Here is a 15,591-nt window from a genome sequence, read left to right as displayed (position 1 = left end):
GAAGCAATCTGTAGACAGTGATTAAGTGAATGAAAACAGGTAAGTGCGGGGGACTGCCAGCAGTCCCCCATCTTACTGCAAAGAGTTGGTAATTGTCCGGCAAAATGCTGAACAGTTACAGAGTTTTTTGAAAGGAGGAGTTCACGTGAATTCTAAGAAAAAAGGTATGTCTCTGCTTGGCAAGCAGAGGGCAGCAGGATGGACGTTCCTGGCTCCTGCAACTATCATGATCGCGATCATGAGCTTTTATCCAATGATACGTGCATTTATCATTTCCCTGCAGACCGGAGCCGGAGCAAATATGAGATTTGCAGATCCGATCTTCAGCAACTATAAACGTATTCTGGCAGACAAGGTATTTCAGCAGTCTATTGCAAATACATTCCTGTATCTGATCATTCAGGTGCCGATCATGCTGATACTGGCAATTCTTCTGGCACAGCTTCTGAATAACAAAGATTTGAAATTTAAGGGATTTTTCCGTACTTGTGTATTTCTTCCATGTGCGACATCCCTGGTATCCTATTCATTGATCTTCCGTTCCATGTTTGCTACAGATGGTCTGATCAACAGTATTCTGATCAAACTTGGAATCTTATCTACCGGCTATAATTTCCTGGGGAATTCCGCCAGTGCCAAGATTGTAATTATCCTTGCGCTGATCTGGAGATGGACAGGATATAATATGGTATTCTATCTGGCAGGACTTCAGAATATTGAATATTCTGTATATGAAGCAGCAAAGATTGATGGCGCCAATGGCTGGAAGACTTTCTGGAAGATTACTGTTCCGCTTCTGAAACCGACAATTATCATGACATTTATCATGTCAATTAATGGTACACTGCAGCTGTTCGATGAGTCTGTCAACCTGACAAAGGGTGGACCGGCAAACTCAACAATCACAATGTCCCACTATATTTACAATACATGTTTTATTAACGTACCAAACTTTGGATATGCAGCAGCAATGTCATTTATCATATTCATTATGGTAGCTGTACTTGCATTTATTAATTTGAAAGTAGGTGATACACGTGACTAAGAAAAACAAATCAGCCATTCAGAGAAGATTGATTCCAACCTATATTTTTCTGATCATCGTGTCATTTATTTCAGTATTCCCGTTATACTGGATGATTTCAGCTGCAACTAATACATCCACAGATGTATCACGTGGACGAATTATTCCGGGAAGCCATTTTATGGAAAACTTCCGTAATCTTACATCCCAGCAGCCACTGTGGAGAGCACTTGGAAACTCCTTCTTTTATGCAATCCTTACTACAGTGATCTGTCTTCTGATCTGCTCTATCGCAGGTTACGGATTTGAAGTTTACCATGATAAGTGGAAAGACAGAGTATTTTCAATCCTGCTTCTGGCTATGATGGTTCCGCAGGTTGCAACTATGGTTCCGTTATTCAAAATGTTCTCCAAGGCAGGACTTTTGAATACAGCAGTAGGTTTTATCCTTCCGATTATTTCCACGCCGTTTATGATCATGATGTTCCGTCAGAATGCCAGATCATTCCCGGTTGATATTATTGAAGCTGCACGTATTGACGGACTCAATGAAGTAAGGATTTTCTTCCAGATGTTCATTCCTACAATGAAATCTACATATGCAGCGGCTGCTGTTATTACCTTTATGAATGCATGGAACTCTTATCTGTGGCCAAAGGTAATCATGACAGACAACAAGGCAATGACCATGCCAATGCTGATCGCCAACCTGATCACAGGTTATGTGACAGATTATGGTATGCTGATGTGCGGTGTATTGTTCTGTTCTATTCCTACAATGATCGTATTCTTTGTATTACAGAAACAGTTTGCAGAAGGTATTACCGGAGCAGTCAAATAAAAAACTGAAAAAGAAAAATATAACTTCGACCGTCTGGAAGACATTATCAATAATCTATACAGAGAGGGCGAAAGAGAACACCCGGCAGATTATGAAAAGTAATTTTGCCGGGTGTTTTTGATGCCTGTTTGGAAATTTATAGCAAGCCTCTTAATTAATATGCATTACTGCAACTATACAGAACCATATGGTTCCGAAAAGGTAGCATTATTTTATGGAATCGATATAGTATTAATAAATTTGTGGTAGGCATAACGGAAAAAGTACGGTAAAATAGTTAGAATGCGGAAAGTATTTTTCCAAAATAAAACAAAAGGGGGAGGGCCATGTCCGAAGTAAAGAATAAGAAAAAGAAATCAAGTATTATTCAGGTCAGTATTGGTGTTCTGGCAGTTATTATGGCTATCCTTATTATCATAATGATGGGAATTGTCTCAGATATTCAGGGAACGGCCCGTATTGTAAATTATACCGGTTTAGTCAGGGGAGAGACACAGAGACTCATAAAACTGGAGCTTTCCATGCAGCAGGAAAATGAGATGATCCATGATATAAGAACTTTTATTGACGGTTTGCGAAATGGAAATGATGAATTAAATCTTGTACGTCTCAATGATGTTGATTTTCAGAATAAAATGCAGGAACTGGATGATAAATTCTCTGACCTGTATAAGAAAATTTATCTTGTGAGGTTCAAAGGAGCCAGAAACACAGATATTATTCCGGAAAGTGAGGAGTTTTTTGTGATCTGCGATGAAGCAACAGGCCTGGCTGAAAAATATTCGCAGAAAAAAGCCACATCCTTATCATTGCTTGAGAAATATATCACAGCAGATATTGTTGTGCTGATGCTGTTGATCGGATATGAATTCATCAAAGCAATACAATATGCTGCAATGAACCGCCTGCTGCAGCGAAAGGTATATCTGGATGATGCGACGGGACTTCCGAACAAAAATAAATGTGAAGAATTACTGAGTGAGGAAGAACCGGATGCAGATACCGGTGTCTGCAGTTTTGATCTTAATAATCTCCGGCGTATTAATGACAGCAGAGGTCATGAAGCCGGTGATGCCTATATCCGTAGATTTGCCATCTGCCTGCGGGCTTCCATGCCGGCAGAGCAGTTTGTGGGAAGAGCAGGTGGAGATGAGTTTCTTGCAGTTACCCATGGACTGGACAGGGAACAGATGACACAGTGCCTTGAAAAGGTGCGCAGAGATATGAGAGAGGAATCCAAAGTGTATCCGGATACTCCCCTGAGCTATGCAGCAGGCTTTGCACTGGCCGGCGATTTTCCCGGAAGTACAATGAGAGAACTGTTTAATTGCGCAGACAAAAACATGTATATCAATAAGAATCATGTAAAAAGGGAAGAAGCTGCTGCAGAAAAGCATCAGGGATATCAGCTGTTAAAGCTGCTTAATCAGCATGGCAGTAATTTCTCGGATTGTCTGTACTGTGATGCCAGGATGGATACTTATCGGGCAATCCGTTCCAGTGAGAATTTTTTCCTGGCCTCTGATGGTGCATATTCCGGTGCTGTGGAACAGATCATAGAGGAACAGATTGAAAAGTCCTGTCAGGCAGATATCCGCGAAGGGCTGCAGATTTCGGAGCTTCAAAAGAAGATGCATACGAAGGAAGACGTGCTGGAATATGAGTATAATATCGGAAAACAGGGGGCATATAACCGCCTGACACTGATTCCGGTGGACTGGGATGAGGACAAAAAGCTGCATCATTTTCTTCTGGCATTTGAAACCATCCGAAAGACTTCTGAAGGTCAGACAGGTGCAAAAGAGCAGCTTCAGCTCTATTATGAACAACTGAAACAGTCAATCCTGGAAAATGACAGCTATGTGGATGCGCTTCTGGAATTGTCAGATGTGATCTATACAGTAAATCTGACAAAGGATGTTCTGGAAAGAAGAATCGTATTGAATGGAAAAGAACAGAAGAGCCGGGAACTTTTTATGGACTACCCGCTTCCATGTTCTTATCAGGATTATTGCTGGGAATATGAGAAAAAAATTACTCAGGAAACAATTGCCGGTTACTGTATGACAGATAATTGCGAAAAGCTTCGTAAGAGGTTTGAGAACGGAGAAACCAATATGTCTGTGGAATATTGTGCCCGCGAAGATGATGGAAGTATCCGCTGGGTACAGAAAACAGTTCTTATGACCAGGATGGTGGTGTTTGATACAGAAATTCTTGCTGAGGTGCCTATGATCTATGCGATCATTCTGCTTCAGGATACCACACAGAGACATGAACGGGATGAGCAGGAACAGGCGCGCCTTCAGGCAGCATTCAATGAGATGCGTGCCGAGAGCAGGGCAAAAACGAATTTCCTCAGCCGAATGAGCCATGATATCAGGACACCTCTGAATGGTATTATTGGTCTGTTAAAGATTGACGAGACTCATTTTGAGGATAAGGAACTGATACAGGAAAATCATAAAAAGATGAAGATAGCAGCGAATTATCTGCTCTCTCTTATCAATGATGTTCTGCAGATGAGTAAAATAGAGGAAGGTCATATTGTTCTGACTCATGAATATATCTGTCTTAAAGATCTGGTCTATGAGATTGAGAGTATTATCACTCACAAGGCAGCAGATGAGGATATTCAGTGGATTTATGAGAAAAATAAGGAGAATATCCCTTATCCTTATGTCTATGGAAGCTCACTGCATCTTCGCCAGATTTTTCTGAACATCTATGGAAACTGTATTAAGTATAACCGGCCGGGAGGAAAGATCACTACGGTAATGGAGGCTGCAGATGTACATGATGGAATCTGTACATACAGATGGACGATTTCTGATACAGGTATAGGGATGAGTCCGGAGTTCCTGAGTCATATTTTTGATCCGTTCTCACAGGAAAAAACAGATGCCCGTAGTGTTTATCAGGGAACCGGTCTGGGAATGGCGATCACTAAAGGCTTGATTGAGCAGATGAATGGAAGTATTGAAGTGACAAGTCAGGTGGGAGTTGGATCTGTGTTTGTCATTATCATTCCATTTGAGATTGCCCAGGAACAGAAAAAGGATGAGGAAATTGCTGAGAAATATGATATTCGTGGATTGCATCTGCTGGCAGCCGAGGATAATGAGCTTAATGCTGAAATCATAGAAATGCTGCTGACAGATGACGGTGCGAAGGTTACAGTTGCAAAAAACGGCAGACAGGCGGTGGAGCACTTCGAAAATAATCCTCCGGGAATTTTTGATGCCATATTAATGGATGTCATGATGCCTGTTATGGATGGTATTGCAGCAACAAAAGCCATACGTGCTATGGACAGGGCAGATGCAAAAACAATTCCGATCATTGCAATGACTGCAAACGCATTTGAGGAAGATGCAAAAAGATGTCTCGCAGCCGGCATGACCGCACATCTGGCAAAACCCTTTCAGATAGAAGATGTGGAGAAAACTATTGTGGAGTGCTGTGGAAAGTGATGCCATCTGTAAGGTCTGTTGTTATGAGTAAGTTATCATAAATAGAGTTAAAAGTCTGGATGACGAAAATATGAGTAGAGAAAGGCGTGAGTCACAGAACTGACAGTCATCACAGGAAGGCTGATAAGACTGATTGCTGAAAGAGTTTTCTCTGAGATTGAACTACTGACATAGAATAAGAGAAGGTGCAAATCATAGAAATGTGGTTTGCACCTTCCTTTTTGCGTTCATCCACTGCAGAATTAATTGGATTAAGATACATTATTTACGAGGATTGCTATAAGCAAATTATTTTTGAGGGTTGCCATGGATTTTACGGAAAGCAGCAGTACTCTTACGTTCGATGATATCATAAGGAAATAATATTTTTAAATGCTTTTCATGACCGCCCTCAATACGGTCAATCAGTATTTTGGCTGCCATTTTTCCCATTTCATCAAGAGGAATGTGTGCTGTTGTTAATGAGGGAGTCAGATATTGTGCTGTATCGATATCATCAATGCTGGCAACGGATACATCTTCGGGAATGCGAAGACCGTATTCCTTGATAGCTTTCATTGCACCGATTGCCGTAATATCATCAGCACAGAAGAAAGCAGTTGCATCACAGCCGCTTTTAAGAAGATGGCAGACACCTTTGTATCCCTCTTCTGTGGAATGAACAATGTTAGAGACGTATTTGGGACTGACAGAAATATCTGCATCTGTCAATGCAGAACAGTATCCAACATACCGGTTTTCATTCTGTGTTTCGCCGATGTAAGCGATTTTTCTATGACCCTGTTCTATAAGGCGGGTTACGACATCATAACTGATTTGTGTTCCATCACAGATAATCTGATCATATTTTGCATCCAGATTATTCAGACCGGAATAAACAACATACTGGAAATGTTTTTTCAGAAATTTCAAAAGCTCTTTATCACAACGACCCAAAACGGCAATGCCGTCAATATCATTGCTGGCAATTAACTGTAGAGTAAAAGGATCATCGATATCAAAAGCAGAAAATGTGTACTTTAAAATATAGTTATGACGGAATGCTTCCTGTTCAATATTTTTGGCCAATGTAGAGAAGAAATAATCAGATGCTCCATCCGGAACCCGTGCAAAGAGACAGGCAATAGAACGAAATGGTTCTGTGGAAGATGAATCAGGTTCTACAGTATTTTTTTTTGAATGTCTTGGAATATAATTGGTACGTTTGGCTATTTCCCATATACGGTCTTGAACTTCCCTGCTCACGGGGCTATTAGTACTTTGATTGATTACACGTGAGACTGTTGAAATCGATACGCCTGCTTCTGCTGCAATTTCTCTCAGCGTCATAGGAGACCTCCTTTCTTGGGGTGCAGTGTTTTATGATACTTATGTCAGAACCAGGATGTCAGATTGCTGTATGAATTTACAGCTATATTGTTAACACAAGTATAGTTGATTCAAAGACAAAAATACAGATGCAATATAAGAAATGTATGAAAATATAAAGCAAACGTTTGCTGATAAATGAAGTGAATTTTTTTTAGTACATGATAAGATAAAATATAGAATCTATAGAATGTATTAAAAAATGGGGGAAATAAAATGGAAGAAAAAACAAAAAGTAAAGGATATGTACTGCGAAAATTATTTTTTGCATGTCTGTATCTCAGCACATTTACTTTCGGCGGCGGTTATGTAATTGTTACTTTGCTGAAAGAAAAATTTGTGGATCATTATCACTGGATCGAAGAAGATGAAATGCTGGATCTGGTTGCAATCGCCCAGTCTTCACCTGGAGCGATCGCAGTAAACGGAGCGATTATTGTGGGGTATAAGCTTGCCGGCATACCGGGAATGCTGGTATCTGTCATTGGAGCGATCATTCCTCCGATGGTGATCTTATCTGTTATTTCTGTATTTTATGATGCGTTTTGTTCCAATTATTATATTGCGGCATTATTAAAAGGAATGACTGCGGGAGTTGGGGCAGTTATTATGTCTGTAGTGTATGATATGGGGAAAAATGTTGTAAAGTCAAAGGACTGGGTGAATGTGGTGATAATGATCATCAGTTTTTGTCTCAGCTATTTCCTGAATGTTAACATTATCTATATAATACTTTTGGTAGCTGTATTTGGAATGGTACGGACAATAGTAAAAGGAGGCAGGGAAAAATGATCTATATTCAGCTTTTTTTAAGTTTCATCCAGGTCGGGGCATTGAGTTTTGGAGGAGGATATGCCGCAATGCCGCTGATACAGGAACAGGTGGTGAATCTGCACAGCTGGCTTTCAATGAGCGAATTTACGAATCTGATAACGATCGCTGAAATGACGCCGGGACCGATTGCAGTAAACTCTGCTACTTTTGTAGGGATGCAGATAGCGGGAATCTTAGGTGCAATAATTGCTACATTGGGATGTATTCTTCCCTCCTGTATTATTGTAACCTTGCTGGCATATGTTTATATGAAGTATCGGAATATGTCTTTACTTCAGGGAACACTGGCATCTCTCAGACCGGCAGTTGTATCGATGATCGCCAAAGCAGGGGTAACGATTTTAATTTCTGCATTTTTCATTGATGGTACTGTAAATCTTATACGCCAGAATGTATGTGTGGAAATGATCATATTTTTTGTGGTCGCATTGGTGCTGCTTCGTAAATTTAAAATAAATCCTATATTGGCAATGGTTTTGTGTGGTGTGGCAAATGTGGTTTTGAACGCTGTAAAAAAAGCGTAAATCACTATATGGTAAATCAAACGTTTGCGTAATATTGAATTGCAAATATATCAAAATTACTATATTATTGAGTTAAATTGATAAAGCAAAAAAATAATCGGAAAACAAAGAGGTTGAAAAGATTAGTATCTTTTTGACCTCTTTGTTTTTTATACGAAAGCAAAAATCAGTGAAAATCCTGTGAAAGAGAAAAAAATGGAAAAAAGCATAAAAAAAAATACACAAAAATTGAAATGACAAATTATACAAAATATCCAGATAACGTTTTCATTAATTGTGCTTTTGTTTTTGCAAAAATATGTTAAGATAAGAGTACAAAGTGAAATTGAATAAAACATATTCAAGAAAAATAAAAAGTTTATTGTAAGATGCACAATAAACAGTGGAAAGGAAAGCGGAATATGTCACAAAATGTATTAGTGGTACATGGAGGTGGGCCTACAGCAGTCATCAATGCATCCCTTTACGGTGTGATCGAAGAAGCAAAACGAAATCCGGAGGTTGGAAAAGTTTACGGAGCGATTGGTGGAACCGGAGCAATTTTTTCAGAAACTTTCATAGATTTGACTTCGTTTGATGATGAAAAATTGAAACTTCTTTTGCATACACCTGCTTCGGCAATTGGATCTTCCAGATATCCTCTATATGAAAAAGATTATGAAAAAATGGTGGATATCTTTAAAAAACATGATATTAAATATGTTCTTCTGAATGGCGGAAACGGAACTATGGATGCATGCGGACATATTTATGAGGTCTGTAAGGATCAGGATATCAAAGTTGTTGGAATTCCAAAAACGATTGACAATGATATCGCAATGACAGATCACTCACCAGGATATGGAAGTGCGGCAAGATTTATTGCAGCTTCTACCCAGGAAGTTGGTGAAGATGTAAAATCTCTTCCCATTCATGTATGTATTATGGAAGCCATGGGAAGAAATGCAGGATGGATCACAGCAGCTTCCGCACTTGCAAGAAGGAAACAGGGAGATGCTCCTCACCTGATCTATCTGCCGGAACGAAACTTTAATGAAGATGAGTTTCTTGAGGATGTATCCAGACTTCAGAAAAAGCAGGGTGGAGTAGTAGTTCTGGTAAGTGAGGGACTTCATGATGCAAATGGAGAATCTATTGTTCCTCCAATCTTTAAATCAGAAAGAGCTGTTTATTATGGAGATGTAAGTTCACATCTTGCGAATCTGGTAGTTAAGAAACTTGGCGTAAAAGCAAGAAGCGAAAAACCCGGACTTTGCGGAAGAACTTCTGTAGCACTTCAGTCACCGGTGGACAGAGAAGAAGCAAGACAGGCCGGCACAGTTGCACTGAGGAGTGCTGTTGAAGGAAACAGCGGAGTGATGGTAGGTTTTGAACGGGTCCCGGGAACGGTGTATCAGATGAAAACAAAGCTTGTTCCTATCAAAGAAGTTATGCTTTATGAACGGAAGATGCCTGACAATTTTATAAATGAAAGAGGTAACGATGTAACACAGGAATTTGTTGACTGGTGTCGCCCGCTGATCGGAGATCCACTTCCGGAATTCCTGAATTTCAAGGATTATCTTTAAAACGAAAAATATACAAAACAAAAATGAAAATGTTCCATTGAAAGGAGAGTAATTATGGAAAAAAAGAAAAAAGGAGTAATGCAGTCTATCCCGGGATGGGCATGGGTACTGATTTCCCTTGCGGTAGCAATCCTGTTATGGTATGTATTATCCATTAATCCCAAAACAGCACGAAGCTTCCCATTTATTCCGGCTATTCTTGAGGCAGCCAAACGAATGATTGATAATGGGGCACTTGGACAGGATTTCTGTAGTTCAATGATATCAATTCTGGCCGGATTTGCACTTGGTTTTATAACTGCAGTACCGATTGCGTTTCTTATGGCATGGTATCTCCCGGTCAGAGGGGTTCTGGAACCATGGATTCAGTTTATTCGTAACATTCCGCCTCTGGCATATGTACCGTTGGTAGTTATTACAGCAGGTGTAGGTAGAAAACCTCAGATTATTGTTATTTGGATCGCAACATTCCTAATCATGACAGTTACAATTTATCAGGGTGTAAGAAATATTGATAATACTCTGGTAAAAGCAGCCAGAGTCCTTGGTGCAAAAGACAGAGATATTTTTGTGAAAGTTATTTTTCCGGCAACAACTCCGTTTATTTTGACAGCTGTTCGACTTGGTATTTCTGTTGCACTGACAACATTGATCGCAGCAGAAACAACAGGAGCAACTGCTGGTCTGGGAATGAGAATCCGCTCTCTGGCAAACAGTTTTGAAACAGCAGGTATGCTGATGTATATCATCATCATTGGTATTATTGGACTGGTAATGGAAAAAATCATTAAATTCTTAGAAGGAAGGTTAACAGGATGGCAGGAGAAGAGAGAGTGACAAAACTTAAGATTGATAACGTTAAAAAAATTTATCAGACTCGTAAGGGCGAGATGACTGCATTAAACGGAGTAAATCTTGATATTAAAGAAAATGAATTCATCTGTGTGGTAGGACCTTCCGGGTGCGGTAAATCTACATTGTTGAATATTATCGCAGGGCTGGATACTCCAACCAGTGGAGCGGTATATATTGATGGCAAGAAAATTGAAGGAACAGGTACTGAAAGAGGTGTTGTATTCCAGCAGTATGCATTGTTCCCATGGCTGACGGTTCTGAAAAATGTTATGTTTGGATTGAAATTGCAGGGCAAGAGCGATGCTGAAGCGAAAGAAATTGCAATGAAATATATCAAGATGGTACAGCTTGAAGATTTCGTAAATCATTATCCAAAGGAACTCTCCGGTGGTATGAAACAGCGTGTTGCAATTGCAAGAGCCTATGCTGTAAAACCTGAAGTACTTCTTATGGATGAGCCTTTCGGAGCTTTAGATGCGCAGACAAGAACTCAGCTGCAGACAGAACTTCTGAAAACATGGGAGAGTGAGAGAAAAACATGTTTTTTTATCACACATGATGTAGATGAGGCAATTATTCTGGCGCAGAGAGTTATCGTTATGAGTGCCAGACCCGGACGTATCAAAGATATTGTAAATATTGATATTCCATATCCACGTGATCAGGAAACAAAGATGAGCCCAAGGTTTATGGAATTGAAAAATCATATCTGGAGTCAGGTATATCAGGAATATCTGGAAGTAAGAAAATAATGAATTTTGGTCGTTGCTTGTATGGAACGGTTCAGAATAAAGAGAAACTATTAAATACTACCCTAAAAAGTGGAAAAGAAAGGAAGCAGGACAATGAGAAAAACATGGAAAAAGTTAGTAGCAATGGCAGTAACAGCATCTATGGTCATTTGTGGCGGAGCAATGGGAGTAAGTGCAGCGACAGAGGAAGAACCGGAAAAAGTAACTGTACATGTAGCTTATATGCCTGATTATGCAAGTTTAAATGGTCTTATCTCTGCAATTGAACTTGGATATTTTGATGATGAGAATATTGATGTACAGCTTACAGAGTTCTCCGATGGACCGACAATCATTCAGGCTATGGAATCTGGATCTATTGATGTTGGATACATCGGACAGGGAGCCCACAAACTTTGCATCAACGGTAAAGCTGATATCTTTGCGCTTGCACATGTATCTAATGGTGATGCTGTAATCGGAAGTAAGGAAAAAGGAACAGATACAATTGAAGGATTAAAAGGAAAAACAATTGCTTATTCTTCAGGAACATCCAGTGAAGATATCCTGAATAAAACCCTTGCAAAAGGAGGTATGACGATGGATGATATCACAGCAATGGATATGGATGCAACAAACATTGTAACAGCAATGCTTTCTGGCAGTGTTGATGCGTGTGCAACATGGGTACCGAACTCTTTGAAAGTTCTTGAGGAACTTGGAGATGATGGTGTACAGCTGACAGATAACAAAACATTTATTGATCAAACTGTATCTCTTGCAAGTTGGATTGCAATGCCGAAATATGCTGAAGAAAATCATGACGTACTTGTAAGATTTGCAAGAGCTCTTTATAAAGGATTTGACTATCGTGCAGACCACAGCCATGATGATGAAGTGTGCGGCTGGATTGCTGACAAGATTAAACTTGAAAAAAATTCCCTTCTTGATCAGGTAGAAGTAGCAGACTGGACAACAAGTGAATTCATCAGGGATCATATGGATGATGTCAAAGGCTATTATGAACTGCAGCAGAAATCATTTGTTGAGAGCGGTGACTGTGAAGAAACACCAGTTGATAATTATGTTCTTTTCGATGTAATGGAAGAAGCTTGCGCAGAATAATAAGAAAGATTACACAGGCAGAGATGTCTGTGTAATCTTTGAAAAAAATATACACTCGTGTGTATATTAAGAAAGTCATCCGGAAAGGAACAGAACAGTGGAGAGCGGACGACAGAAAGTAACAAGAAAAGATGTTGCAAGAGAAGCAGGAGTGTCGGAAACAATAGTTTCTTATGTACTTAACAAAAATCGTTATGTGAAAGAGGAAAAAAGGCAGCGTGTTCTTGAGGTTGTGGAAAAACTTCAGTATCATCCCAACAATATTGCAAGGGCTCTTCACGGAAAAGGCAGCCTGCAGATTCTTTTTCTTGCAGAAGAACTGAGCAGTGGTTATTTTTCCGAACTGGTAAGCCAGATGAGCAGGGATGCTTACAGACGGGGATATATGATCTCTCTTTGTGAGAGCCAGGAGGAAGATGAGTTTGTAAGTCAGATTCTAAGCAGGCAGTTTGATGGTTTATTTGTCAGTGCTTCCAGTGTAACAGACAGGGAACTGAAACTTCTGGTGAAGTCAGGAATCCCTATGGTACTGTTTTTAAACAGGGAGATCAGCTGTGAGCTTCAGGATACAGTTGTGGTAGATACAGGACTTTATGAAGGCAGCAGAGAATGTGTAAAATACCTTGTGAAAAATGGATGCAGAAATTTTGTTTATCTTGATAAAACAGGAAAACAATGTGACAGGGATATTCACTGGAAGGGATTTCTGGATCAGATAAAAGAATCAGAAATTACTTTTGCACAGGCGCAGAGGATTTCCGGATGTGAGGATATAAAAGAACTGGAACAGAGACTGCAGTTACTGCTGGAAGAAAATCCTTTTGTTGATGCAATAGTGGCAAGATATGACAATCTGGCTGCAGTGGCACTTTCTGTGGCAGGAAGAACCGGTAGAAAAGTCCCGGATGATCTGATGGTGACTGGATTTGATAATGATTTTATAAGTAATTATGTAAGCCCGGCTCTTACTACAGTGGAGATACAGAAAGAAGAAGTGGCAAAATTTGCAATAGAATCACTTCTGTCACTGATTCGTCATGATGAAGCAAATAAAAAAATAAGCTTTACAGCCAGGTTGGTTATCAGGGAAAGCACAGAGAAAAAATGTTATTGTAAACAGTAATGAAAAGATAAATAAATATAACCTGCCAGGAGCAGGGGAAAGAAGTGAAAATATGTTAGTTACAAGTAAGGAAATGCTCGAAAAGGCACGAAGAGAACATTATGCAGTGCCTGCAATGAACACACAGGGTGGAAACTATGATATTATCTGGGCGATCTGCAGAGCAGCGGAAGAAATGCATTCACCTGCGATCCTGGCTCATTATGTGGCTACAGGAGCATATTCCGGAGATGACTGGTTTGTAGAAGTATGTAAATGGTGTGCAAATAAAGTAAGTGTACCAATCGCGATCCATCTGGACCATGGTGACAGCTTTGATATCTGCATGAAATCATTAAAGAATGGATTTACGTCCCTGATGATCGATGGATCTACAAAACCGATTGAAGAAAATGCCAGACTCACAAATGAAGTGATCAAGGTGGCAAAATGTTTCGATGTTCCTGTAGAAGCAGAGATCGGAGAACTTTTAAGATTAGATGAAGCCGGTGCTCAGATGGAGAATAAAAATGTAGCAAATCCGGAGCAGGTCCGTCAGTTTCTGGATTTGTGTCAGCCGGATTCCCTGGCTATTGGAATCGGAAATGCTCATGGATATTATAAGGGTGAACCGGATATCAAACTGGAAGTTCTGGAAGAAGTAAGGAAATTTACAGATATTCCATTTGTTCTTCATGGATGTACAGGTATGAGAGAAGATATCATCAAAGAAGCTATTAAGCTTGGTGTTGCGAAGATCAACTTTGGTACAGAAATCCGTTATAAATATGTAGAACATTATGAAGAAGCATTGAAGACAAATCATCAGGGACATTCATGGAAACTGTCACAGCTTGCAAATGATGCTCTGACAGAAGACATCAAAAAGATCATCCGTCTTGCAGGTTCAGAAGGAAAGGCCTGAGAAGATAAAAGCAATTAAAATAAAATCACAAGGGAATTAAATTCAGGAGGAAATATAAATGAAAAAAAACAGTGAACTGACCTATAAAGAAATGTACCAGCAGCCGGCTTCTTTTCAGGCTGTCAATGATACTCTGGAGGATATTTTCAAAACTCTGGACAAGGTATTCTTCGGTGAGAAAAAATATGATGAGCTGATTTTTACAGGATGTGGAACTTCTCTTTATCTGGCACAGGCTTCAGCAGCAGCATTTTCCACTTATACAGGAATCCCGTCAAAGGGAGTTCCATGCTCTGAGCTGTATTATTTTCCGGAAACTTATGTAAAAGAAGGAAGAAATGTGCTGATCCTTCCGATTACTAGAAAAAGCTATACTACAGAAGTAAGAATGGCTATTGATAAAGTTCGTACTTATCCTCAGGTTACTACACTGGCTATTACCTGTGACAAAGACAGTGAAAAATATAATGACTATTACATTCTTTCACCGGATACAGCTGAAGACAGTGTTATCATGACACGTTCTTTTACAAGTATGTTATATATGGCTGTTATCATGGCTATGTATGTAGGCGGTAAGAAAGATGAAATTGCTGCAATGAAAGATTATGCTCCATATTCTGAAAAGGTTCTGAAAGAAATGGATGAACTGTCTGCAAAAATCATGAATGAGCATAAAAACCTGAATCTCTACATTATTCTTGGACAGGGTATTTATTATGGTGTTGCCAATGAATGTATGAATAAGATGAAAGAAATGGGACTCAGCAATTCTGAAGGATATTATGATCTGGAATACCGTCATGGGCCAATGAGTCTTGTAGACGAAAATACACTGATCGTGTGCTTAAGCAATAAAGCCTGCAGAGATGGTGACAAAGCACTTATGGAACAGATGAAGAGTTATGGTGCAATAGTTGCAGTTCTTGGCGGAGAACTGGGAGATACTTTTGATCAGATCGCTGATTACGTATATTCCATGGATAAAGAATGGAATGATATGCAGTACAGTGCAATCATCGGATTTATCGGACAGCTTCTTGGATATTATATTGCAGACAGCAAGAATCTGGATGCAGATTCACCGAGACACCTGACACAGGCTATTGTATTGAAATAATTTAAGAAAATTGAGGAGCAGATTGCGAATATCCGCCTGATTCAAACTGCGAAGCAGTTATAGTATAAAAGAAAAGACTCCCGGCAGGAAGAAGTGCTGCC

General features: G+C 39.7%; 13 protein-coding genes. 12 read left to right on the top strand and 1 reads right to left on the bottom strand.

Going from position 1 to position 15,591, the window contains the following annotated elements; all coding sequences use genetic code 11:
* Positions 1 to 145 precede the first annotated feature (145 nt).
* The 3 genes from NQ550_RS21475 (at position 146) to NQ550_RS21465 (ending at position 5,338) form a co-directional block, all read left to right on the top strand.
* Positions 146 to 1,045: a carbohydrate ABC transporter permease gene (locus NQ550_RS21475; protein WP_020993240.1), complete on the top strand. Its 900-nt coding sequence runs from the start codon at positions 146 to 148 to the stop codon at positions 1,043 to 1,045.
* A complete protein-coding gene (locus NQ550_RS21470; RefSeq protein WP_022380181.1) occupies positions 1,038 to 1,865 on the top strand; it encodes a carbohydrate ABC transporter permease in 828 nt (275 codons plus the stop codon). The genes NQ550_RS21475 and NQ550_RS21470 overlap by 8 nt, the downstream gene beginning before the upstream one ends.
* Before the next feature lie 326 nt (positions 1,866 to 2,191).
* The gene (locus NQ550_RS21465) at positions 2,192 to 5,338 is read left to right on the top strand and encodes an ATP-binding protein (RefSeq protein ID WP_025578002.1); all 3,147 of its coding nucleotides are present in this window, start codon (positions 2,192 to 2,194) and stop codon (positions 5,336 to 5,338) included.
* Between the two features lie 288 nt (positions 5,339 to 5,626).
* On the opposite strand, the gene NQ550_RS21460 is transcribed toward NQ550_RS21465, so the two are convergent.
* Positions 5,627 to 6,667 (bottom strand): LacI family DNA-binding transcriptional regulator, encoded by a 1,041-nt coding sequence (locus NQ550_RS21460; protein ID WP_025578005.1) that lies wholly within the window; start codon positions 6,665 to 6,667, stop codon positions 5,627 to 5,629.
* A gap of 255 nt (positions 6,668 to 6,922) precedes the next feature.
* Between NQ550_RS21460 and NQ550_RS21455 the strand changes: the two genes are divergently transcribed.
* The 9 genes from NQ550_RS21455 (at position 6,923) to NQ550_RS21415 (ending at position 15,490) form a co-directional block, all read left to right on the top strand.
* Positions 6,923 to 7,498: a chromate transporter gene (locus NQ550_RS21455; RefSeq protein WP_025578007.1), complete on the top strand. Its 576-nt coding sequence runs from the start codon at positions 6,923 to 6,925 to the stop codon at positions 7,496 to 7,498.
* On the top strand, positions 7,495 to 8,064 hold the full coding sequence (locus tag NQ550_RS21450; RefSeq protein ID WP_025578009.1) for a chromate transporter: 570 nt from the start codon (positions 7,495 to 7,497) through the stop codon (positions 8,062 to 8,064). The genes NQ550_RS21455 and NQ550_RS21450 overlap by 4 nt, the downstream gene beginning before the upstream one ends.
* 401 nt (positions 8,065 to 8,465) lie before the next feature.
* Positions 8,466 to 9,632, top strand: a complete 1,167-nt coding sequence (locus NQ550_RS21445) for a diphosphate--fructose-6-phosphate 1-phosphotransferase (RefSeq protein ID WP_025578011.1) — start codon at positions 8,466 to 8,468, stop codon at positions 9,630 to 9,632.
* A gap of 54 nt (positions 9,633 to 9,686) precedes the next feature.
* Positions 9,687 to 10,469, top strand: coding sequence for an ABC transporter permease (locus NQ550_RS21440; protein WP_025578013.1), 783 nt, complete (start codon positions 9,687 to 9,689; stop codon positions 10,467 to 10,469).
* Positions 10,448 to 11,239 (top strand): ABC transporter ATP-binding protein, encoded by a 792-nt coding sequence (locus tag NQ550_RS21435; RefSeq protein ID WP_025578015.1) that lies wholly within the window; start codon positions 10,448 to 10,450, stop codon positions 11,237 to 11,239. The genes NQ550_RS21440 and NQ550_RS21435 overlap by 22 nt, the downstream gene beginning before the upstream one ends.
* Before the next feature lie 93 nt (positions 11,240 to 11,332).
* The gene (locus NQ550_RS21430) at positions 11,333 to 12,343 is read left to right on the top strand and encodes an ABC transporter substrate-binding protein (RefSeq protein WP_025578017.1); all 1,011 of its coding nucleotides are present in this window, start codon (positions 11,333 to 11,335) and stop codon (positions 12,341 to 12,343) included.
* A 97-nt stretch (positions 12,344 to 12,440) separates the two neighbouring features.
* Positions 12,441 to 13,466, top strand: a complete 1,026-nt coding sequence (locus tag NQ550_RS21425; protein WP_025578018.1) for a LacI family DNA-binding transcriptional regulator — start codon at positions 12,441 to 12,443, stop codon at positions 13,464 to 13,466.
* 52 nt (positions 13,467 to 13,518) lie between these two features.
* Positions 13,519 to 14,370, top strand: coding sequence for a class II fructose-bisphosphate aldolase (locus NQ550_RS21420; RefSeq protein ID WP_025578020.1), 852 nt, complete (start codon positions 13,519 to 13,521; stop codon positions 14,368 to 14,370).
* Between the two features lie 58 nt (positions 14,371 to 14,428).
* Positions 14,429 to 15,490 carry an SIS domain-containing protein gene (locus NQ550_RS21415; protein WP_025578022.1) on the top strand — a complete coding sequence of 354 codons (1,062 nt, stop codon included), beginning with the start codon at positions 14,429 to 14,431 and terminating at the stop codon, positions 15,488 to 15,490.
* The last annotated feature ends 101 nt before the right edge of the window (positions 15,491 to 15,591 follow it).

Source organism: Blautia wexlerae DSM 19850, assembly GCF_025148125.1.
Lineage (GTDB): Bacteria > Bacillota > Clostridia > Lachnospirales > Lachnospiraceae > Blautia_A > Blautia_A wexlerae.
The sequence above is the reverse complement of the archived record's forward strand: the minus strand, read 5'-3'. Positions and strand labels throughout refer to the sequence as shown.